General features: G+C 40.9%; 13 protein-coding genes. 10 read left to right on the forward strand and 3 right to left on the reverse strand.

The annotated features are described in order from the left end of the window. Positions 1 to 48 precede the first annotated feature (48 nt). The 7 genes from I8752_RS13245 to I8752_RS13275 all read left to right on the forward strand — a co-directional run bounded on the left by I8752_RS13245 (position 49) and on the right by I8752_RS13275 (position 16802). The gene (locus tag I8752_RS13245) at positions 49 to 1635 is read left to right on the forward strand and encodes a B12-binding domain-containing radical SAM protein (RefSeq protein ID WP_214432804.1); all 1587 of its coding nucleotides are present in this window, start codon (positions 49 to 51) and stop codon (positions 1633 to 1635) included. Positions 1636 to 1816: 181 nt separating this feature from the next. Then, the gene (locus I8752_RS13250) at positions 1817 to 7741 is read left to right on the forward strand and encodes a trifunctional serine/threonine-protein kinase/ATP-binding protein/sensor histidine kinase (protein WP_214432788.1); all 5925 of its coding nucleotides are present in this window, start codon (positions 1817 to 1819) and stop codon (positions 7739 to 7741) included. A 75-nt stretch (positions 7742 to 7816) separates the two neighbouring features. Continuing rightward, positions 7817 to 13618 carry a trifunctional serine/threonine-protein kinase/ATP-binding protein/sensor histidine kinase gene (locus I8752_RS13255; protein WP_214432789.1) on the forward strand — a complete coding sequence of 1934 codons (5802 nt, stop codon included), beginning with the start codon at positions 7817 to 7819 and terminating at the stop codon, positions 13616 to 13618. A 166-nt stretch (positions 13619 to 13784) separates the two neighbouring features. After that, positions 13785 to 14927: a GNAT family N-acetyltransferase gene (locus tag I8752_RS13260; RefSeq protein WP_214432790.1), complete on the forward strand. Its 1143-nt coding sequence runs from the start codon at positions 13785 to 13787 to the stop codon at positions 14925 to 14927. After that, positions 14924 to 15874 carry an NAD-dependent epimerase/dehydratase family protein gene (locus I8752_RS13265; RefSeq protein WP_214432791.1) on the forward strand — a complete coding sequence of 317 codons (951 nt, stop codon included), beginning with the start codon at positions 14924 to 14926 and terminating at the stop codon, positions 15872 to 15874. The genes I8752_RS13260 and I8752_RS13265 overlap by 4 nt, the downstream gene beginning before the upstream one ends. Before the next feature lie 382 nt (positions 15875 to 16256). Beyond that, positions 16257 to 16472: a hypothetical protein gene (locus tag I8752_RS13270; protein ID WP_214432805.1), complete on the forward strand. Its 216-nt coding sequence runs from the start codon at positions 16257 to 16259 to the stop codon at positions 16470 to 16472. A gap of 111 nt (positions 16473 to 16583) precedes the next feature. Then, positions 16584 to 16802, forward strand: a complete 219-nt coding sequence (locus I8752_RS13275) for a hypothetical protein (RefSeq protein ID WP_214432792.1) — start codon at positions 16584 to 16586, stop codon at positions 16800 to 16802. A 44-nt stretch (positions 16803 to 16846) separates the two neighbouring features. On the opposite strand, the gene I8752_RS13280 is transcribed toward I8752_RS13275, so the two are convergent. From I8752_RS13280 to I8752_RS13290, 3 genes are all read right to left on the reverse strand, one after another. After that, a complete protein-coding gene (locus I8752_RS13280) occupies positions 16847 to 17101 on the reverse strand; it encodes a DUF7219 family protein (RefSeq protein ID WP_214432793.1) in 255 nt (84 codons plus the stop codon). Between the two features lie 407 nt (positions 17102 to 17508). Next, positions 17509 to 18054, reverse strand: coding sequence for an RNA 2'-phosphotransferase (locus I8752_RS13285; RefSeq protein ID WP_214432794.1), 546 nt, complete (start codon positions 18052 to 18054; stop codon positions 17509 to 17511). A gap of 64 nt (positions 18055 to 18118) precedes the next feature. Then, positions 18119 to 19006, reverse strand: coding sequence for an alpha/beta fold hydrolase (locus I8752_RS13290; RefSeq protein ID WP_214432795.1), 888 nt, complete (start codon positions 19004 to 19006; stop codon positions 18119 to 18121). A 387-nt stretch (positions 19007 to 19393) separates the two neighbouring features. Here I8752_RS13290 and I8752_RS13295 point away from each other — a divergent pair, with 387 nt between their 5' ends. From I8752_RS13295 to I8752_RS13305, 3 genes are all read left to right on the forward strand, one after another. After that, positions 19394 to 19705: a carbon dioxide-concentrating mechanism protein CcmK gene (locus tag I8752_RS13295; RefSeq protein WP_214432796.1), complete on the forward strand. Its 312-nt coding sequence runs from the start codon at positions 19394 to 19396 to the stop codon at positions 19703 to 19705. An 85-nt stretch (positions 19706 to 19790) separates the two neighbouring features. Then, positions 19791 to 20141 (forward strand): carbon dioxide-concentrating mechanism protein CcmK, encoded by a 351-nt coding sequence (locus I8752_RS13300; protein ID WP_214432797.1) that lies wholly within the window; start codon positions 19791 to 19793, stop codon positions 20139 to 20141. A gap of 803 nt (positions 20142 to 20944) precedes the next feature. Continuing rightward, positions 20945 to 22132 carry a HetZ-related protein 2 gene (locus I8752_RS13305; RefSeq protein WP_214432798.1) on the forward strand — a complete coding sequence of 396 codons (1188 nt, stop codon included), beginning with the start codon at positions 20945 to 20947 and terminating at the stop codon, positions 22130 to 22132. Positions 22133 to 22177 lie beyond the last annotated feature (45 nt).

Raw genomic sequence — 22177 nt, forward strand, 5'->3', positions numbered from 1 at the left:
CCCCAGTCCCCAGTCCCCAGTCCCCAGTTCCCAGTCCTCGGCAAGACTATGAAAGTTTTACTTCTATATCCGCTTTTTCCTAAATCCTTCTGGTCTTTTGACAAGGCACTAGAACTTATTGGTCGCAAAGTTTCATTTCCGCCTTTAGGAATGATTACAGTTGCGGCTATTCTGCCTCAAACTTGGGAGTTCCGTTTAGTAGACCGCAATGTCCGGTTTGAAACTGAAGCGGATTGGAATTGGGCAGATTTGGTAATCGTTTCTGGCATGATTGTCCAGAAATCAGATATGTTGCACGTTATTGGTGAGGCCAAACGCCGAGGCAAAATGGTTGTGGCGGGCGGCCCTTACCTGACTTCTGTTCCGACAGTAGCTGAAGAAGCAGGAGTGGACTTTCTGGTTTTGGATGAAGGCGAAATTACTCTACCAATGTTGGTTGAGGCTTTAGAACGCGGCGAAACAAAAGGAGTATTCAGCGCCAAAGGAGAAAAGCCTGATGTCACTATCACACCCATTCCCAGATATGACCTGCTGGATTTGGAAGCTTATAGTGACATGTCTGTGCAGTTTTCGCGGGGTTGCCCATTTCAGTGCGAGTTCTGCGACATTATTGTGCTTTATGGACGAAAGCCACGTACTAAAACACCCGCACAATTACTGGCTGAGTTGCAATTTCTCTATGACTTGGGCTGGCGGCGCTCAATTTTTATAGTCGATGATAACTTCATTGGTAACAAGCGCAATGTCAAGTTGTTGTTGCGCGAACTCGGCCCCTGGATGGCAGAACACGGTTATCCCTTCCGCTTCTCAACAGAAGCTTCAGTAGATTTGGCACAGGATGAAGAACTACTGGATTTAATGATTACTGCCAACTTTAGCGCTGTATTTTTGGGGATTGAAACACCAGATACAGATAGCTTAACGTTGACGCAAAAGTTCCAAAATACCCGTCATTCCTTGATGGAATCAGTGCAGATCATTAATCGCGCGGGTTTGCGCGTCATGGCTGGTTTCATTATCGGCTTCGATAATGAAAAACCAGGGGCTGGCGATCGCATCATCGATTTTGTGGAGGCGACTGCTATTCCGCAAGCAATGTGCAGTATGCTTCAAGCACTGCCCAGCACCGCACTTTGGCAGCGACTTAAGAAAGAAGATCGTCTCTTAAATGAAGAAGCTAACATTAATCAGACAACGCTAACCAATTTTATCCCCACCCGTCCTTTAGAGGAACTAGCCCGCGAGTACATCAGATGCTTTTGGGAACTGTATGAACCGAAGCGTTATCTGGCGCGAGTCTTTCGGCATTTCATGGCCATGAAGCCAACGCCTCACAAAAAGAAATTCCGCGCCGTAGAATTTAAGGATATCCGAGCATTAGCGATCGTTTGTTGGCGACAAGGAATCAAGCGCAGTACGCGTTTTCAATTCTGGCATCAATTATTTGCAATTATTTTGCATAATCCAAAAGTGCTGGAATCATACATAACTAATTGTGCCCTCTTTGAACACTTCATAGATTATCGTCAAATTGTTCGCTCTCAGATTGAAGATCAATTAGCTCAATTTTTGGCAACAGAAGCAAATTTGAAAACTCAGGCACTTACGCAGCAATACGAAAAATCCAGGATTTGAACAAAGGGTGTGAAGGTGTAAGTGAGTAATACTGTTTCACTTTTCGGTTGATAAAAATAGATAACAGAAAAGTCTAGGAATTCTGAATCCATTATTAAATGGGAACGTTAGTTTAGAAATTAACACTAAACTGGCGTTACTGATTTGGGAAAACTAAATTCAGAATTCACCAAAAAGCAGTATGAGCAACACTCCTATTATTGTTAATATTCCCGGATATCGCATAATTGAAGAACTCTACAATGGTTCCAGAACACTCGTTTATCGAGGGTATCGAGAGATTGACGACAAACCTGTAACGATCAAATTGCTGAAAAATCCATATCCTAGTTTGTGCGAATTAGTACAATTTCGCAACCAGTATACAATTGCTAAAAATCTCAACTCACCTCTAATCCTCCAAATCTACAGCCTGGAACCTTACCAAAATGGTTATGCGCTGGTGATGGAAGACTTTGGAGGGATTTCTTTAAAAGAATATTTCACTTCTGTAGAACAGCGACAAATAACTTCTCTACAAGAGTTTTTAGCGATCGCGATCGCACTATGCAATGCCTTAGATATTCTCTATCGAGAGCGCATCATCCATAAAGATATCAAACCCAGCAATATATTAATTAATCCCCAAACAAAACAAGTCAAATTAATCGACTTTAGTATTGCATCACTATTACCAAGAGAAACTCAAACACTAGTAAATCCCAATGTTTTAGAAGGAACACTAGCTTACATTTCCCCAGAACAAACAGGCAGAATGAATCGGGGGATTGACTATCGTACAGATTTCTATTCACTTGGCGTAACTTTTTACGAATTACTCACGGGAGAATTGCCATTTGCATCAAATGACCCAATGGAGTTAGTACATTCTCATATTGCAAAACTTCCCAAACAATTGAGGAGTAAAACAAAAAAAGAAATTCCACAAATGCTTTCAGATATCGTCATAAAATTGATGGCGAAAAACGCCGAAGATAGATATCAGAGTGCATTGGGATTAAAATTTGATTTAGAAAAATGTTTACATCAACTACAAGTTTCTGGTAAGGTTGAAGGCTTTGAAATAGCGCAACAGGATGTGTGCGATCGCTTCATCATCCCCGATAAACTTTATGGTAGAGACATGGAGGTTCAAACTCTCCTCCAAGCATTTGATAGAGTCAGTAATGGCGCAACCGAAATTATGCTGGTTGCAGGGTTTTCAGGAATTGGTAAAACAGCGGTTATCAACGAAGTGCATAAACCGATTGTCAGACAACGTGGCTATTTTATTAAAGGTAAATTTGACCAATTTGGGCGCAATATTCCCTTCAGTGCCTTTGTGCAAGCATTCAGGGATTTAATGGAGCAATTATTAACCGAAAGTGATGTCCAACTAGAACAATGGAAGAATAATATTTTAGAAGCTGTTGGCGAAAATGGGCAAGTTATTATTGAAGTAATTCCCGAATTATCAATAATTATTGGGGAACAACCACCCGCAGTGGAATTATCAGGAACAGCGGCACAAAATCGCTTTAATTTACTCTTTCAAAATTTTACAAAAGTCTTTACCAGTGCAGAGCATCCCTTAGTAATATTTTTAGATGATTTGCAATGGGCAGATTCGGCATCGCTGAAATTAATGCAGTTATTAATGGCTGATACAGGTCATCTTTTCATCATTGGTGCGTACCGCGATAACGAAACGGCACTTGCTACCCTGCGGGAAGCCGCAGAAGCGTCTACAAGCCGGGAAACCCGTCCAACGCAGTGCCTCGTCCAGCCAGCACATCCATTAATGCTGACTTTGAGTGAAATTCAGAAAAATCAAGCAACAATTAATACAATTATTTTAGAATCACTAAGTCAAGTACAAGTAAATAAATTAGTTGCTGATACACTCAAATGTCCAGAAGATTTGGCATTGAATCTTTCTACATTACTCTATCAAAAGACTCAGGGCAATCCATTTTTTGTAACGCAATTTTTCAAAGCATTACATCAAGACGGACTAATTAAATTTGATGTGGAATTAAGCTGTTGGCAATGCGATATTGCCAAAGTAGCAAGACAAGCGGTTACAGATGATGTGGTAAATTTTATGAGTTTTCAATTGCGAAAACTCCCGTCATCAACTCAAGATATATTGACGTTAGCTGCTTGTATTGGTAACTCATTTAATTTAGCAACTTTGGCAATTATTTCCGAACAATCCCCAATTGAGACGGCAGCTGCTTTGTGGAAAGCATTACAATCAGGATTGATTGTACCGATTGGTGATGTTTATAAATTTTATGTTGGGCAAGAAAGTCTTGCAATTACTCAAGAAAATCAAGAAACTGTTACATACAAATTTATACACGATCGCGTCCAACAAGCGGCTTACTCTTTGATTCCCGATGACCAAAAAACAGCAACTCATTTCAAAATCGGACAGTTACTCCTAGAAAATTTATCCGAGCTAGAACTTGAAGAAAAACTGTTCGATATTGTGGGGCATTTGAATTTAGGAATTGAGTTAATTAGTCAATCAAGGGAACGCGAGGCATTAGCTAAACTGAATTTGCAAGCTGGAGTGAAGGCGAGAAATTCTACAGCTTACGCCGCAGCAAGAGTTTATTTGCAAACGGGGATAAAGCTACTCCAGACAAACTGCTGGCAACATCAGTATGAATTGACTTTGAATCTGTATGTTACGGGTGCGGAAGTTGCTTATTTGAATGGTGACTTGGAGGGCATGGAACAGCAAGCCGCATTGGTATTGCAGCAAGCACAGACAATTTTCGACAAAGTGAAAATCTACGAAATTCAAATCGCGGCCCAAATGGCCCAGAGCCAAGTATTAGAGGCGATCGCAATCGGAAGAGATGCACTGAGTCAATTAGAGGTGGATCTCCCCAGTACACCAGATGAAGCCCAAATCGGCAAAGTGCTAGAAGACCTTGCCAGCCTTGAGGGCAGCAACAATCCATCTGCCCTAGTTAATTTACCCAAAATGAGCGATCGCACTGCCCAAGCCGCGATGCAACTATTAGGGGTGTTGTTTGCACCCATGTTGCTGGGAATGCCAGGTTTACTTCCCCTGTTGAGCGCGACGATGGTGAGGTTGTCGCTTCAGTTTGGCAATGCCCCCGCCTCGACAGCAGGATATGGGCTGCATGGCATGATACTGTGTGCCTTTTTGGGCGAAGTCGAAACAGGCTACGAGTTTGGTAAATTAGCACTCTTGTTGCTGGAAGGGTTGAATGCTCAGTCCATGAAGTCTGTAACTCTAAACTTGTTTGGATCTTTCATCCAACATCACCAGCAAGGACTCTTGGCAACGCTACCGACGCTCAAAGATGGCTACACCACTGGCATAGAAACAGGCGATTTTCTCTACGCTGGCTACAACATAGCAGGTTACGCCTGTAATGGGCTTTTCGCAGGTGTAGAGGTGGAAGCGTTGTCATCCGAATTAACTGCTTACAATGCTGTCCTAGCTCAGATGAAACAAGAATCCGCGCATATCTATTCGGATATGGTGTTGCAAACGCTGGAGCATTTGAGAGAAACGGTGAGCCAACCAGATTGCTTAATGGGCAGTGTCTACGATGAAACGGTAATGCTGCCAAAGCACCACCAGGATAACGATTTCACTGCGATCGCCATTGTCTACACCTACAAACTGCTGCTTGCCTACTACTTTGGCAATTATCAAGCCGCCCTAGACTACATCATCCAAGGCAAGTCCTATTTGATGGCAGTATCGGGAATGTTTTTTATTCCGATTTTCCATTTTTATGCCGCGCTAACTCATCTAGCACTCTTCCCCAGCCAAAAAGATGCAGAACAAGCCAAGCTGCTTGCTGTTGCCGTCACTCATCAAACTGCTCTCCATCAATTGGCCCAAAATGCGCCGATGAATCATTTGCATAAATGGTATCTAGTGGAGGCTGAACGTCATCGAGTTTTGGGTGAAAAAGCCGCAGCCAGTGAGTGTTATGACCAAGCCATAAGTCTTGCTAAAGAACATCAGTTCATCCACGAAGAAGCCTTAGCCAACGAACTAGCAGCAAAGTTTTACCTAGAGTGGGGCAAACAACGCATAGCTAAGGAATACCTGGCTGAAGCCTATTACGGTTATGCCCGTTGGGGTGCAAAAGCCAAAGTCGCCGACTTAGAAAAACGCTATCCGCAACTGCTGGCTGCGATATTACAGCAAACCCGCGCCGCCCTCTCAGTCAACGAAACCGTCTTTGCCTTGGGGAGTGTCACATCTAACAGTTCTACGAGTTCTAGCAGTAGTGTCTCAGATAGCCTAGATTTAAAAGCCATTCTCAAGGCTTCTCAAACTATCTCAGGCGAAATCGAACTAGAAAAACTGCTCTTATCGTTGCTTTCCATTGCCATAGAAAATGCGGGGGCTGATAAATGTGTGTTCATGCTGATGCTAGACAATCGCCTGTTAATCAAAGGATCGATTACTGGAGAGTTACAGCCTGTTGTCTTGCAGCGTATTCCCATTGAAGATAGCCAGGATATTCCCCACAAGCTCATTTACAAAGTCTTGCACAACCAGCAGACTATTGTGCTGCTGGATGCAACAGCAGATCCCACCTTAGCCAACGACCCATACATCATACGTCAGCAGCCTAAGAGTATCTTGTGTAGCCCGATTTTGCGTCAAGGCAAGTTGCTAGGCATTTTATATCTGGAAAATAATTTAGCAACGGGGGCATTTAGTGGCGATCGCGTCGAACTGCTCAACCTGTTATGCGCTCAAGCTGCTATTTCTTTGGAAAATGCCCGACTGTATGAGCGTTCCTTAGAATATGCCCACCAATTAGAGCGATTGTTTGATGAGTTTAGCGCCGCACAATCAACCTTGCAAGCATCCCAGCAACGACTCCAGTTATTGGTTCAGCAAACTCCCCTAGCAGCGATCGAGTGGGATATCAATTTTCAGGTTACTGACTGGAACCCAGCAGCAGAAAGAATCTTTGGCTACACCAAACAAGAGGCTTTGGGTTGTGACTTCAGATTCATCATTCCTCAAAGCATTCAAGCACAAATGCAGCGAGTTAGCGTCGATATTATATCGCAGCAGGGCGGTAATTACAGTATCAATGAAAATGTTACCAAGGATGGCAAAACTATTTTTTGTGCTTGGTATAATAATCCACTTGTGAGTGCGGATGGCGAATTAATCGGAGTTGCTTCGCTGGCAGATGATATTACAGATCGCCAAGCTGCCGAAATCCAACTTCAACAAAAAGCACAAGAGCTAGAAACTGCTTTACAAAACCTGCAACAAGCGCAATTACAAATGATCCAAAGTGAAAAGATGTCTGCTTTGGGTAACTTAGTTGCTAGTGTTGCTCACGAAATGAATAACCCTTTGGGTTTTATTTCTGTCAGTCTCAAACAAATTAAACCCACTATTGCTGATATTGTTGAACACCTAAAGTTATATCAAGAAACTTTACCAAACAAGAGTGAAGAAATTATTGACCATGCCGAATCAATTGATTTGGAATATAGCTTATCAGACTTACATGAGGTAATTAATTCGATGACGATGGCGTGCGATCGCCTGAAAAATATCAGTACTAGTCTTCGCACTTTCTCTCGTGCCGATAAAGATTATAAAGTGCAATTCAAAATCCACGAAGGTATCGATAGTACGATTTTAATTCTCAAACATCGTCTCAAGGCAAATGAACTACGTCCAGCGATTGAAGTTGTAACTAACTACGGAAATTTAACTTTGATTAAATGTTTCCCTGGGCAAATAAATCAAGTATTTATGAATATTCTGGCTAATGCCATCGACGCATTAGATGAGTCGAATATTGGGCGAAGTTTTGAAGATATTAAAGTTAATCCCAATCGAATTACTATTACCACTTCAATGGCAGATAAACTCATGAAAATTGCCATTGCTGATAATGGTAAGGGAATAAGTGAAGAAATCAAACAAAAGATTTTTGACCATTTATTTACAACAAAAGCTGTTGGTAAAGGTACAGGTTTGGGGTTGGCGATCGCTCAACAAATCGTTGAATCAACCCACGGCGGCAAATTGATTTGTAACTCTATTATCGGTGAAGGAACAGAATTTATTATTGAAATTCCGGTGTAAATTTTTATTCTTGTTCCTAAATAACTTAAGATATCTGGGAATACTGTATCTGTAAATCATCATTCTTTCAGCAGTATGGTCAGCACTTTTGTTAGGATTCCTGGATATCGCTTAACTGAAGAACTCTACAATGGTTCGAGAACACTCGTTTATCGAGGATATCAAGAGACTGATTCCTTACCAGTAGTGATTAAACTACTGAAAAATCCCTATCCGAGTTTTAGCGAACTCTTGTCGTTTCGCAATCAGTACACCATTGCCAAAAATCTGAATTCACCTCTAATAGTTCAAACTTATAGCCTAGAACCTTACCAAAATGGCTACGCACTAATGATGGAAGATTTTGGGGGAGTTTCTCTCAAAGAATGGCAACTCACAGGGAATTTACAATCTCTACAAGAGTTTTTAGAAATTGCGATCGCTCTGTGCGACACCTTAAATTTACTCTACAAAGAGCGCATTATACATAAAGATATTAAACCCAGCAATATATTAATTAATCCCCAAACCAAACAAGTTAAATTAATTGACTTTAGTATTGCATCACTTTTACCAAGGGAAACCCAAACCCTAGTAAATCCCAATGTATTAGAAGGAACACTAGCTTACATATCCCCCGAACAAACAGGCAGAATGAATCGAGGGATTGACTATCGCACAGATTTTTATTCACTCGGTGTAACTTTTTACGAATTACTGACAGGAGAGTTACCATTTGCCTGCAACGAGCCAATGGAGTTGGTACATTCTCATATTGCAAAACTTCCCGAACAATTGACGAGCAAAACAAAAAAAGAAATTCCCCAAGTCTTAGGTGATATCGTCATGAAATTGATGGCGAAAAATGCCGAAGATAGATATCAAAGTATATTGGGGTTGAAATTTGATTTAGAAAAATGTTTAACTCAGCTACAAGTCGATGGTAGAGTAGAGAGTTTTAAAATAGCACAGCGTGATGTGTGCGATCGCTTCATCATCCCCGACAAACTCTACGGACGAGAAAGCGAAGCAGCAAATTTACTGCAAGCCTTTGAAAGAGTTAGCCTTGGTGCAACCGAAATAATGCTGGTAGCAGGTTTTTCCGGAATTGGTAAAACCGCAGTTGTCAACGAAGTGCATAAACCGATTGTCAGACAACGCGGCTACTTCATCAAAGGCAAATACGACCAATTCAAGCGCAACATTCCTTTGAGTGCTTTTGTGCAGTCTTTCCGCGACTTGATGTCACAACTATTAAGTGAAACTGATATTCAGCTAACGCAGTGGAAACAGAAAATCTTATCGGCTGTTGGTGAAAATGGACAAGTTTTAATCGATGTGATTCCCGAACTCGAACAGATTATCGGCAAACAACCACCTGCTACTGAACTTTCTCAGAGTGCAGCTTTAAACCGCTTCAACTTGTTATTTAGCAAATTCATCGCCGTGTTCGCGACAGTCGAACATCCGTTAGTAATTTTCCTAGATGACTCGCAGTGGGCAGATTCCGCTTCACTCAACTTAATACAGGTGTTGATGAGTCAAAGCGAGATCGGCTATCTGTTCATCATTGGAGCTTATCGAGATAATGAAGTTTCAAAAGCACATCCTCTGATGCTGATGCTAGAGGAGATTGAAAAAGCCGAGGCAATTGTCAATACCCTGACTTTAAATCCTTTGAGTCAAACTCATATTAATGATTTGGTAGCTGACACCCTCAGTTGTGCAAAAGTTGTAGCGCAACCTTTAAGTGAGTTAGTCTATCAAAAAACCAAAGGCAACCCCTTCTTTGCCACCCAATTTCTCAAAGCTTTGCACGAAGAAGGATACATTACTTTTGACTTCAATGGCGGACATTGGCAGTGCGATATTGCAGTAGTAAAAACACTGGCGCTCACCGATGATGTTGTGCAGTTCATGGCAATGCAATTGCAAAAGTTGCCCGATGAAACTCAAAATGTCCTCAAACTTGCTGCCTGTATTGGCGCACAATTTGATTTAGAAACCTTGGCGATTGTCTCTGAACGCTCACAGTCAGAGCTTGGGGTAGATTTGTGGAAGGCACTGCAAGAAGGATTAATTCTACCGATTAGTGAAGTCTACAAATTTTATCAACCCTCGAAACTCAGTTCAGAAGTTCCCGAACACAATACCTTTAACTGCGCTTACAGATTTTTGCACGATCGCGTCCAGCAAGCGGCTTACTCTCTGATTCCTGAATCTCACAAAAAAGCTACGCATCTCAAAATCGGACAGTTACTCCAGCAAAATTTATCACTCAAAGCAACAGAAGAAAATCTGTTTGATATTGTGGGGCATTTGAATTTAGGAATTGAGTTAATGACTCAACCAGAGGAACGCCAAGCATTAGCTCAACTGAACTTAGCAGCAGGGCGAAAAGCGAGAAATTCTACAGCTTATTCATCTGCCAGAAGTTTCGTACAAACAGGGATGAAATTGCTTGCTAGAGATTGTTGGCAACATCAGTATGAATTAACCCTAAATCTTTCTGTAGCTGCGGCAGAAATTGCCTACTTGAATGGCGATTTCGAGGAAATGGAAGGAATAGGAATTCAGGTATTGCAATCTGCTCAAACCATCCTAGATAAAGTAAAAATTTATGAGATTCAAATCAATGCACTGATCGCCCAGAGTCAGGTATTAGAAGCGATCGCTGTCGGCAAAAATGCGCTGGCACAATTGGGAGTTGAGTTCTCGTCCGAACCTGATGAAACTTTGACGAATAAAGCACTACAAACTCTAACCGAGCAACTCCAGGGTAAACAAATTGAAGAATTGATTAATCTCCCTGTAATGAACAATCCTCAAATCATTGCAGCAATACAGCTTTTAGCAATGATGTTTGTGGCAGTTTTGATCGGAAATCCTAGCTTGCTCCCTTTGGTTTCTGCCACAATGGTGAGTCTATCCTTAGAATTTGGAAATGCACCTGGATCGACAATCGCATATATCGGTTATGGCGTGGTACTGTCTGCTTTTTTAGGAGAGGTAGAAAAAGGTTATCGCTTTGGACGATTAGCACTGAATGTCCTCAATCAGTTCAATGTACAAGAATTAAAATCTATGACACTGGATCTGTTTGGTCTATTTCTCCAGCATCGTCAAGAACCACTAAAGGCAGTAATCTTAACGATGAAACAGACCTATTTAGTGGGAATGGAAACAGGTAATTTTTTATTTGCTGGCTACGCTATAGGTAATTATTTTGACAATAATTTCTTCGCCGGAGTGGCTCTATACGAATGGGAATCAGAAATAGAAAATTACTGTGTTGTCTTAGCAAATGTGAAGCAAGACTATCCTCTGGTTCTCGTGAAGATGAAACATCAAACAATATATCACTTCATTGAAATTGTCGAGCAACCGGATTTATTAATTGGAAGTGCTTACGATGAAAAACTGATGCTTCCTAAATACCATGACGATAAAGATCTGACTTCGCTTGCTTATCTCTATATCTACAAGCTGATGCTTGCCTATTTCTTTGGCAACTACACCAATGCCCTAGACTACATCACCCAAGTTAACCTTAATTTGATGGCAGTGGTGGGAATGGTTCATACTGCGATTTTTCATTTTTATGCTGGTTTAACCTACTTGGCAGTATACTCTACGCAGTCAGAAATTGAACAAGCTAACACTCTGGCTCTGCTAGAAACTCATCAAACTACTCTTACTCAATGGGCGCACCACGCCCCCATGAATCACCAACATAAAGTTGACTTAATAAAAGCAGAAAAATGCCGAGTTTTAGGACAAAAAGCCGAAGCAATTGAGCTGTATGACAAAGCAATAACTCTAGCCAAAGCTAACAACTACATCCAAGAAGAAGCATTGGCTAATGAACTGGCAGCAAAATTCTACTTGGAATGGGATAAACAGCACATTGCCCAGGAATACTTGACTCACGCCTACTACGGTTATGCTCGCTGGGGGGCAAAAGCCAAAATTGCTGACTTAGAAAAACGCTATCCGCAACTGCTGGCTCCTATCCTGCAACAAACCCATACTCCTTTTTTCACTAGGGACACAATCTTCCCATTGGCAAGTGTCACCTCCACCAGTTCGTCTACTACCAACATTAGCAGTGTCTTGGCGGGTTTAGATTTAGCTGCCATTCTCAAAGCCTCTCACACCCTCTCAGGTGAAATCGAACTCGAAAAACTACTTTCATCGTTGCTTGAAATCGTCATTAAAAATGCCGGGGCTGATAGATGCGTACTGATGCTGATGCGGGATAATCGCCTGTTAATCAAAGGGTCAATTGCTGGAGAGTCAAATCCTGTTGTTTTACAGCGTATTCCCATTGAAGATAGCCAAGACATTCCCCACAAGCTGATTTACAAAGTCTTGCACGAAAGGCAAACTGCTGTGCTGCTGGATGCAAGTACCGATCCGACTCTCGCCAACGACCCATATATTATGCGTCAGCAGCCTCAGAGTGTTTTGTGCAGCCCGATTTTGCATCAAGGTCAGTTGAAGGGCATTTTATATCTGGAAAATAATTTAGCAACGGGTGCATTTACAAGCGATCGCGTCGAACTACTCAATCTACTCTGCGCTCAAGCTGCAATTTCTTTAGAAAATGCCCGACTTTACGAACTTTCCTTAGAATATGCCCAACAATTAGAGCGATCGTTTGCCGAATTGAGTGCGAGTAACTCTCGGTTTGAAAAACTTGTAGATAATGTTCCTGGGGTGGTTTTTCAATACTCTCTGAGTGCTGATGGAATCCTATCGTTAAACTACATTAGTGCTGATTGTTACAATTTGTACGAAATTACGCCAGAGCAAGCCGCTGCCGAACCGAAGTTTTTTGACAAAATGGTACATCCTGACGATATAGTTTCTTACCAGCAATCAAGCACTGCCACCGTTCAAACTCTATCTCCCTGGCATTGGGAGGGGCGAATTGTCACTCCATCCGGTATTGTCAAGTGGATTCACGGCGAATCCAGAATTGAACAGCGTGCTGATGGTTCAATCATTTGGGATGGATTGTTTTTGGATATTAGCGATCGCAAAGTTGCGGAACTTGGCTTGCAACAAGCACAATTACAAATTATCCAAAGTGAGAAAATGTCTGCATTGGGTAACTTAGTTGCTGGGGTAGCTCACGAAATGAATAATCCTTTGGGTTTTATTGCTGCCAGTATTAAACAAGCTAAACCAACGTTTACTGATATTATCGAACACTTGAAATTTTATCAAGAAACTTTACCCGATAAGAGTGAACAAATCATCGCCCACGAGTCAGAAATTGACTTGGAATACAGCTTAGAAGACTTGCCAAAAATGCTTGACTCCATGACGATGGCGTGCGACAGGCTGAAAAACATCAGCACCAGTTTGAGAACTTTTTCTCGTGCCGATCGCGATTACAAAGTACCTTTTAATATTCACGAAGGTATTGATAGCACAATTTTAATTTTGAAACATCGTCTCAAAGCTAATTCTGAACGCCCGGCGATTGAAGTTGTCACTAACTACAGCAATTTACCGCAAGTTGAATGTTTTCCCGGACAATTAAATCAGGTATTTATGAATATTCTTGCTAATGCTATTGATGCTTTAGAAGAGTCGAATATTGGGCGAAGTGGGGCAGATATTCAAGCCAGTCTCAACCGGATTACTATTAGCACTTCCATAACAGATAATCTCTTGCAAATTGCTATTGCTGATAATGGCAAAGGGATGAGTGAAGAAGTTAAATCAAAAATATTTGACCATTTATTTACTACTAAATGTGTGGGTAAAGGTACGGGGTTAGGGTTGGCGATCGCCCGACAAATCGTCGAATCAACCCACGGCGGCAAATTGAGTTGTAACTCTGTTATCGGTCAAGGTACAGAATTTCTCATCGAGATTCCGGTGTAAATATTTACTGAAGTGTAGTTAAATTATTGACGCAGACATGCTTTTCTGACTTTGCTCATGTATTTTTGACACGAGTAAATATTAATTATTACTAAGATGAGACATATAGAATTGCAGCTTGTTAGTTAATCTTTTATATGGATATACATCAAAAATTTTAAATCAGGTGATTACTCAAACAGCAAAATTTGACATTCGACCTGTTACGTCCCCAGCTGATAATCAAATATTCCTGGATATCCCAGCGCAGATTTATGCCAAAGAACCTTACTGGGTATCGCCGATTCCAAGCAGCATAGCCAAGCAATTTACACCAGCTAATCCCTTCTTAAATTACGGAAAACTACAACAATTTATTGCTCTATCTCAAGAAAATTCTCAACCATTAGGACGGATTGTCGCCGCAGTCAATCAACGCTTGATTGACCGTGAAGCTCAGAATATTGGTTTGTTTGGCTTTTTTGAATGCATTCAAGATTTTACTGTCGCCCAAGCCTTGCTAAATACTGCCTGCAAATGGTTGCGAGAGCAAGGTATGATTATTGGTCGCGGCCCGATAGATTTATCTACCCACAATAATTGTCTATTTTTAGTCGATGGATTTGATTCACCGCCAATGGTGATGATGCCTTACAATCCAGCTTATTATCCTGAGTTTATGGAGCGGGATAATTGGCATAAAGCCAAAGATGCTTATGCTTATGATTTTCCTTTAGATAAACCTCTACCGCCAGAATTTGAGAAAGCTTATCGAATTGCTTGCAAATCAGGTGTAAAATTTCGTCCAATTGCAACCAAAGGTGAAGCATTTGAACGAGATGCCAAAAGTATTTATCAGCTTTTTAATCGTGCTTTTGCCCCTAACTGGAGTTCTACTCCGCGCAGCGAGGCAGAATTTTTAGAAGAAGCTAAAGATTTGCGGGATTTAATCGACCCTGATGTGTTTCCAGTTGCGGAATATAACGGCGAAATGATCGGCTTTTGGATGGGTTTACCTGATTACAATATTCCATTGAAACAAGTTAACGGTAAATTAAATTGGTTGGGAATTCTCAAGTTTCTTTGGTATCGCCGCCAAATCGATCGCGGACGCGTAATTGCTATTTGTTCTCTACCAGAGTATCGGCGAAAAATGGTTCCTTTAGCTTTGATTTATTTGGGAATGCAAGGTGGAAAACAAAAAGGCAAACCCTATAAAAGAGCGGAGCTTTCTTGGGTTTTTGAAGATAATTTTCCTTCACGTAAATTAATCGAAGCCGCTGGTGGCAAAATTTATAAAACCTATAGAATTTACGAAAAAGTCTTATGAAGGCATTAGTTACAGGAGCCAATGGATTTACAGGTTCTCACTTAGTAAAAGCTCTACAAAAGCAAAGCACAACTGTTGTTGGACTGGTACGAAAATCTAGTAATTTAGCACGTCTAGGCGATCGCAACGTGCAATTGATTTACGGTGATATCACTGACCGAGATGCATTAAAAACGGCGATGAATGGCGTAGACACAGTTTTTCACACCGCTGCTTATGTAGAGCTAGGAATCGTCGATGAGCCAGAAATGAAACGGGTGAATGTTGAAGGTACGCGGGCAGTGTTGGAAGTAGCCCAAGCAGTTGGTGTATCTAAATTAGTATACTGTAGCACCATTGGTATATTTGGCGATACAAAAGGTCAACTCATCAATGAAACCTTTACTAGAACGCAGAAAAACTTTTCCTCTGCCTACGATCGCACAAAGTATCAAGCTCAACAATTAGTAGATAAATTTGCTCAAGATGGTCTTCCTGTAGTCAGCGTTCTGCCTTCGGGAATATTTGGTACAGATGACCCGCATTTCGGGCCAGTATTGCAGCAATTTGTCAAAGGAAGATTAAAGGTGTGGGCAGGTGGCGATCGCATTACTGGTATTGTGCATGTAGACGATTTAGCCACAGCAATGATTTTAGCAGCCGAAAAAGGTACTATAGGAGGGCATTACATCATTTCTGCTGGCGAACTCAAAAGCCGCGAGATGTTTGAGATTATCTCTAAAGAAACAGGCGTTTCAGTTCCTCGTGAAGTTCCAAAACCTCTGGTGAGACTTGCAGGAAACTTGCTCACTCCCATAGGAAAGCTGTTGAAATGGCAACCACCCATCAGTCGGGAGCGGGTTCACTATATTTATGACCGTTGTGTTCGAGTAGATGCTACCAAAGCCCGCAATGAACTTAACTGGCATCCACGTTCAGCTTCAGAAACTTTACTTGAGTTAATTTGAGTTGTCAGTTGTCAGTGGTCAGTTGTCAGTTGACAGTGGTTATTTCTCTGCGTCCCCGCGTCCCCCTGGCTATAAATGTTTTTTTCTATACGCCATGTTCAATACCTGGAATGATATCCTCAGCAATGAACATTACACCTCCACAATTTATACCAATTCTCCAAAAAGAGGCAACAGATGATGACGCGGGGACGCGGAGACGGGGAGACGCGGAGATTTATGTGTAGCCAGACTTTAGAGAAAGGGTATTAGAGGTAGTTTCAATGAGAAAATTTTCATCGCTATGCATGAAAATTATGACTAAGGACTGAGAACTAGTATTTTTACTCAGCACTCAGCACTCAAAACTCAGCACTCAGCACTTTTAAATTAGGAAGAATCAATGTCCGCGACCAATTCACCGCCCCAACTGCAAAGAGAATTAGGGGTTTTTGGTGCAACCCTGATGGGACTGGGTTCGATTGTCGGGACGGGTGTATTTGTCAGTGCTATTGGTGCGGTGACAGCGATGTTAGACGTGCTGTTGAACTTAATTTTAGGCTTATCCCGCGTCTTGCTGGCATATGTTCTGCGATCGAACTATAACTATTCTAAATAAATCTAAGTAAAATATTAAGTTACTCACTTATCTATCTAAAGTAAGAAGTACTAATTTTATGATTTGTGAAAACTAGAAGAGAAGTTTGAAAAATACTCAAATTGCATAAAAATGAGTTTTAGTCAAGATAAAAAGAAATTATTGCACACGCAGCTAGTTAAATACGGTATACATTATCGCAAAGCTGCCAAAGCAGCAGAAATTTTAGCATCTGAGACACCAGATGAGCTTTTGAGTTACGAAGAAATACAACTTACTCAAGAAGTTTGTAGAGAGTGGTTAAAACAACGCAAGCGCTTACATTCTATTGAAGAAAATATTAGTTTTTGAGAGCTAGCTTTCATCTTTACTTTTATTTGCCGTACAGAATTCATTCAAGTAGAAGAGGTTATTTTGAGTTCTTTTTTAGCACGTTTCAATTGTTTCCAGAGGCTTTTAATTTGATCGTACGCCTCTTGAGGTGAAAGCTTACCATTGCTTTGCAAGTCACTAATGTAGCTTACTCTTTGGGCAAATTCTTGTAGATTCGCGTTAAAAACTAAGTACTCTTGCTTGAATTGACCGTAGTAACAACTTTGAGGATATAAGAAATCAGATAGATCGGAGAAAAAATCAGATTGTTTTGCCATTGCTATTTACACCTGTTAAATTTTAAAAAAATTAGCAGACGGGTTGGAGTAACCCATCTGCCAGATTTATCTGCGAAAGGTGCATGGAGGTATAACGATTAAGGCTTTTGACTAATCTCAAGCCAGACTCAATAAGCTAGGTATTAGCAACTCAAACAAGGTTAATACCAACTTTATTGGTCAAAGCATATAATAACCAACTTCAAAAAAATGTAGCAAAAGTTACGTTTTTCCTAACGCTAACAGCAGAATAGACGGCATTTGGTTGCTAGTAATGAGTTTTGCCAAATATAATTTATGAACGAAAGAATCCACATTTGGCAGGCAAATGAGGAAATAGATGGTGTTTTTTACTTATGAAACATTTGACGAGAGAATGGCATTTATTAATAAAGCGATCGCTATCATCAAATTGTATGCAGATATTCAGGTGGTACTAAATCTACCAACCAAACACCGTTATCAGAACAGTAGAAGTTATAACCTGCTTGATGCATTGCTGCCGCATCTACAGCAAAAACTACTGGTTTTCCATGTCTTGCTCCTACCACTTTGGCTGTGGCAATATCAGCTGATAAATGGACATGGTGTCGAGACATTTTGCGAAGTCCCGTTTGCATAATTGATTCGACAGCTGTGCTTCCCGTACCGTGATAAAGCACATCTGGGGGAACCACAGATTGCAACTGCAAATCAACTTCTACGCTATGTCCTTGATTAGCACGAATTAAAGTACCTGTAGCATCAAAGGAAAAGCGTTTTTTCTCGCTGGTGGCAACTACTTCCTGTAATTCCTGATGAGCGATCGGAAAATTATGATTGGCACAGGCAGCTAGAAGTTCCTCAACAGCAACCCAACCACCAGGATCTAGTTTTATACCAATGCCATCTGGCTGGTGGCGCAGATGTTTGCTGAGAAATTTACTGATTTTGACTAGGCGCAAAGTATCCATTAGACCTGTCCGCAGAGTATGTCAAGAAGAGGCAGAGGGCAACCCCATACATAAATATTTTTATTTAACCTCGAAATTCCAGAATATGTCGAGCGGTGATTTTTGGTTGTTCTAGATGAGGAAGATGACCGCAATCTGGAATCCAAATCAGTTGACTTTGGGGAATTGCTCTTTTAAATCTTTTGGCATCTTCCGTGCCCAAAATTTTATCAGAATCGCCCCACAAAATTAGAGTTGGTTGTTTAATTTCTGAGAGTTTTTTAAATCTAAAAGCACTGTAACCACCACTTTTAGTAAAAGCAATTGTAGCTTGACTCCAACTTTGCATTTGTAGGTGTAATGCTGCACAATTGAGAGCATCGACAGAGACAAGACTAGGATTTTTGTAAGCAGCGCGAGAAACGCGATCGCGTACTTGAGGATTCCGCAAAAACTCAGTCGCTAAATAACCCAAAGGGGGAAACATCAATTTGCTTAATAGCGAACCTCCTCTTAAACCTGCGCTGTCAATTAACACTAGTTTCTGTACCACTTCTGGATAAGTGAGTGTGAAATCAATCGCCGTTGCACCCCCCATCGATGCACCAACCAAAATTACAGATTGATTAATTAGAGTTTTCCAAAAATAATATAGATGGGTTTTTATGGCACTGGGGCTAAATTTTATCCCTGCAAGTCTGTCTGTAAACCCAAAACCCAACAAATCCACTGCCCAGGTTTGATTATCTGCTGCTAACAGTGGCAAAAGACGACGGAATTCTAATATAGAACTGTCAAAACCGTGAATCAGTAATATTGGCGTACCGCCACTTCCAAGATGTGCGTAGGTTGTGGTAATCGGTTGACGAGTTAGAGGAGTTGCGATCGCTTGACTTTGAATGCTTTGAGCTAAAGCGATCGACTCGGATTCTGTTAGTTGACTAGCCGCGGCAGGTAAAAAGCTGGGAAACATAAGTTTTAGTTTACTTGAATTGCCCACTCCTGCATACTACCTGCTAGTATCGCGTTCTCATCTCAAAAATTGAGCTATACGTACTGATTCACAACATTGTATTTCCTAAAAAATTGCAATTTAGGGACTTCCAGAAATTAAATTATTCAATTTGGAGAGCGAAGACGATGAATAGACTCTTTCTCTCCCTGCTTCCCCAGCCTCCCCTGCTTCCCCAGCTCGCCCAAACGATTGATTATTTTTTTATTTGAAAGTCCCTTAGCTTCCTCGACTCGCGTTAGCCATAACAAAGATTATTGCTTTGAAGAAAGTTTTCCTAGATGTCAAAATTAGGACTAAAGCCTCGTACAATAAATATCACTTATTCTTGACTCAGGAGCTAATGCCATGCCAATGGCGGTTGGCGTAATTGAAACTTTAGGTTTTCCTAGTGTCTTAGCCGCAGCAGATGCAATGGTAAAATCTGCCGCAGTCACGCTGGTGTATTATGGTCTAGCCGAGAGCGGTCGCTTTGTAGTCGCCGTTCGGGGACAAGTGGCTGAAGTAAAAAGAGCTGTTGCAGAAGGCATTAATGCTGGAGAGGAAGTAAAGGTTGAAACAGTAATTACCCATTACATAGTTCCCAATCCCCCGGAAAATGTGGAAACCATACTACCAATTCACTTTACTCAAAAATCCGAACCTTTCCGTATCTTCTAAGCGATTCTGCCATTAAAATCTGTAGCGGAGCTTCGTACAATTAACTTGTAGCGCCACATATGTTTATTCATACAGGAGATTAGTAATGTCATTACAAGCAGTTGGATCGCTTGAAACTAAGGGTTTTCCTGCTGTACTAGCAGCAGCAGATGCTATGGTCAAAGCTGGTCGAGTTACCCTTGTTGGTTATATCAGAGTTGGTAGCGCTCGTTTTACAGTTAATATTCGCGGTGATGTTTCTGAGGTAAAAACCGCTATGGCTGCTGGTGTTGAAGCCGCAGAAAATGTCTATGGTGGCACTTTAGAATCTTGGGTAATAATTCCTCGTCCCCATGAAAATGTAGAAGCTATTCTACCAATAGCTTATACCGATGAAGTCCAACAGTATCGCGACTCTGTGGAAAATCCAATCGTTAGGTCAGCAAACGGGCGCTAAAGCGAGAATTTTTAATTATTCGACAAAAGCTAAAAGTCCAGCGTACTAATTAATTATTCACTGTTGACTCTTAGCTTTGATTATCGATTTTTTGCAAAACGCAATATCAGGATTAGAGTGTCATTTAATAGAACTAATGTTAGCAAGCTGAGTCAGCCAATTTAGTGGATTATTACGAATAACTCGGTGATTAAGTTTAATATCGACTAATACCACATTCTGTTATTCAAGCACTAGACTTTACTTGCTTCAAACAGTACCCTTAAGGGTACTTTTAAATTTTCAATAGCTTTTTTTGAGTTTAGAAGTATGCTGACCAATTTTTGAATTTTTGATTGAAAATATTTAACCCAAAATTCTTACCTAAAAATTTAATGGTAATTATCTAATAAAGTGAAACTTGCCAAAATCATCATTTGTCGAAGCAAAACACAAAGCAAAGAAACTTATATGGTTAAAATAACGTCCAAATGGGGGTAAATGCTATTTAGTATTCTCGACAGGTGCAAAATGTCAGTTTTTTCCACCTCTTTCAATCCAGTGATATAGCCACCCATACAAATCTAAATTGCTATTATGTACTTCCAAAACTAAAGTTTACAAAATTTTAAATTATGCATAAATTGAGGCAAATGCCCAAAATGCAATAATTTCTAAGGTTTTGGGATTAACAACAAAAACACGAATGCGAAAATTTCTGCATAAAGTTAGTCAATAAAGACGTAATCACAATAGAAGCGCTGAAATGTCTTCATGAAGATGGCGGACTCATGGACTACCAGCTAGTAAGTTAAGTGCGATAAATGGGGGTTGTGATGCACACTGTAAAACAGGGTTTCGAGGAACGCAATCTCGCTATGGCAACAGAAGCAGAAAAACTGGTGCAATATTGGCAAAAGCAGCTAGCTGCCGAGTGCCCAGAACAAAGTTTAGATAATAGAGAAAGTATTATTTTTTGGCTTTTGGGACGTGATTCGACACGGTTCGATCTGCTTAACCCTAAAGAACTCGACATCGCCAAGCAAGCAATGGAATATCGCTATCGGATTTTGCGCCAACGCTACTTGGGGATCGGGCGAGAACGTGCTTATCGCAACCTGATTACTCGGCTGGGGAGTTTAGTCACATTAAGAAACAAAATTCAGACTTGGGTTTCTTTAAGTCGCGATCGCCAGCGCAGTGTGATAGATGTACTGCAAGAAGTACTCCAAGAATTATTGCAAAGCGATTCCTACATCCAACAGCAGATGGGTTGGATTTCTGAAATCACAACCGATAGACGACTACAAGATACTTTGCTGTTTGCCAGCATTGAAGAGTATTGTTTGCGACCAGTACGCAATCAGCCTTTGTTAGCGTATCGATTTGTAAACTATTTGCGTCGGACTCAGCGTGGCGGCTTAACGCAAGTACCTAGCAGTGACTTAGTGAGACTAGTTTCCGAAGAAATCCTCACAGACGACAGCGACAATCGAGTAAATTTAGTAGACAATCAGGCGATCGCAGAATATCAAGAAGCACAGCAACTAGAAGAACAACAAGCACAGCGGCAAACAGTACAAAAAGAATTTGGCAATTACTTACAAGAAAACTTAGGAACAGATGCAGTAGAGTGGTTAAAACTCTATCTTCAAGGCAAGTCTCAAGATGAAATTGCCAAGAAACTAAATAAGCCAATTAAAGAAATCTATCGTTTGCGAGAGAAAATTAGTTACCATGCTATACGTGTCTTTGCCCTCAAAGATAAACCAGAACTCGTGGATAACTGGCTTGCGATTTCCTTACAAGAAAATAATTTAGGGCTAACACAAAGCCAATGGCAGCAACTCAATGAAAAATTAACTCCCATTGAGCGGCAGATCCTAGATTTACGGAAAGCAGGCAACTCTATAGAAGCAACAGCTCAACAATTAAAACTCAAAACCCATCAGGTAATGGGTGAATGGACAAAGATTTATCTTGCAGCTCAATCTTTGAGAACTCAAGAATAACTCGTACAAAAAACTGGAAGCAGATAAGGAAGACGGCGAGACGCA

It is taken from the genome of Dendronalium phyllosphericum CENA369 (assembly GCF_016056275.1).
Taxonomy (GTDB): Bacteria; Cyanobacteriota; Cyanobacteriia; order Cyanobacteriales; family Nostocaceae; genus Dendronalium; species Dendronalium phyllosphericum.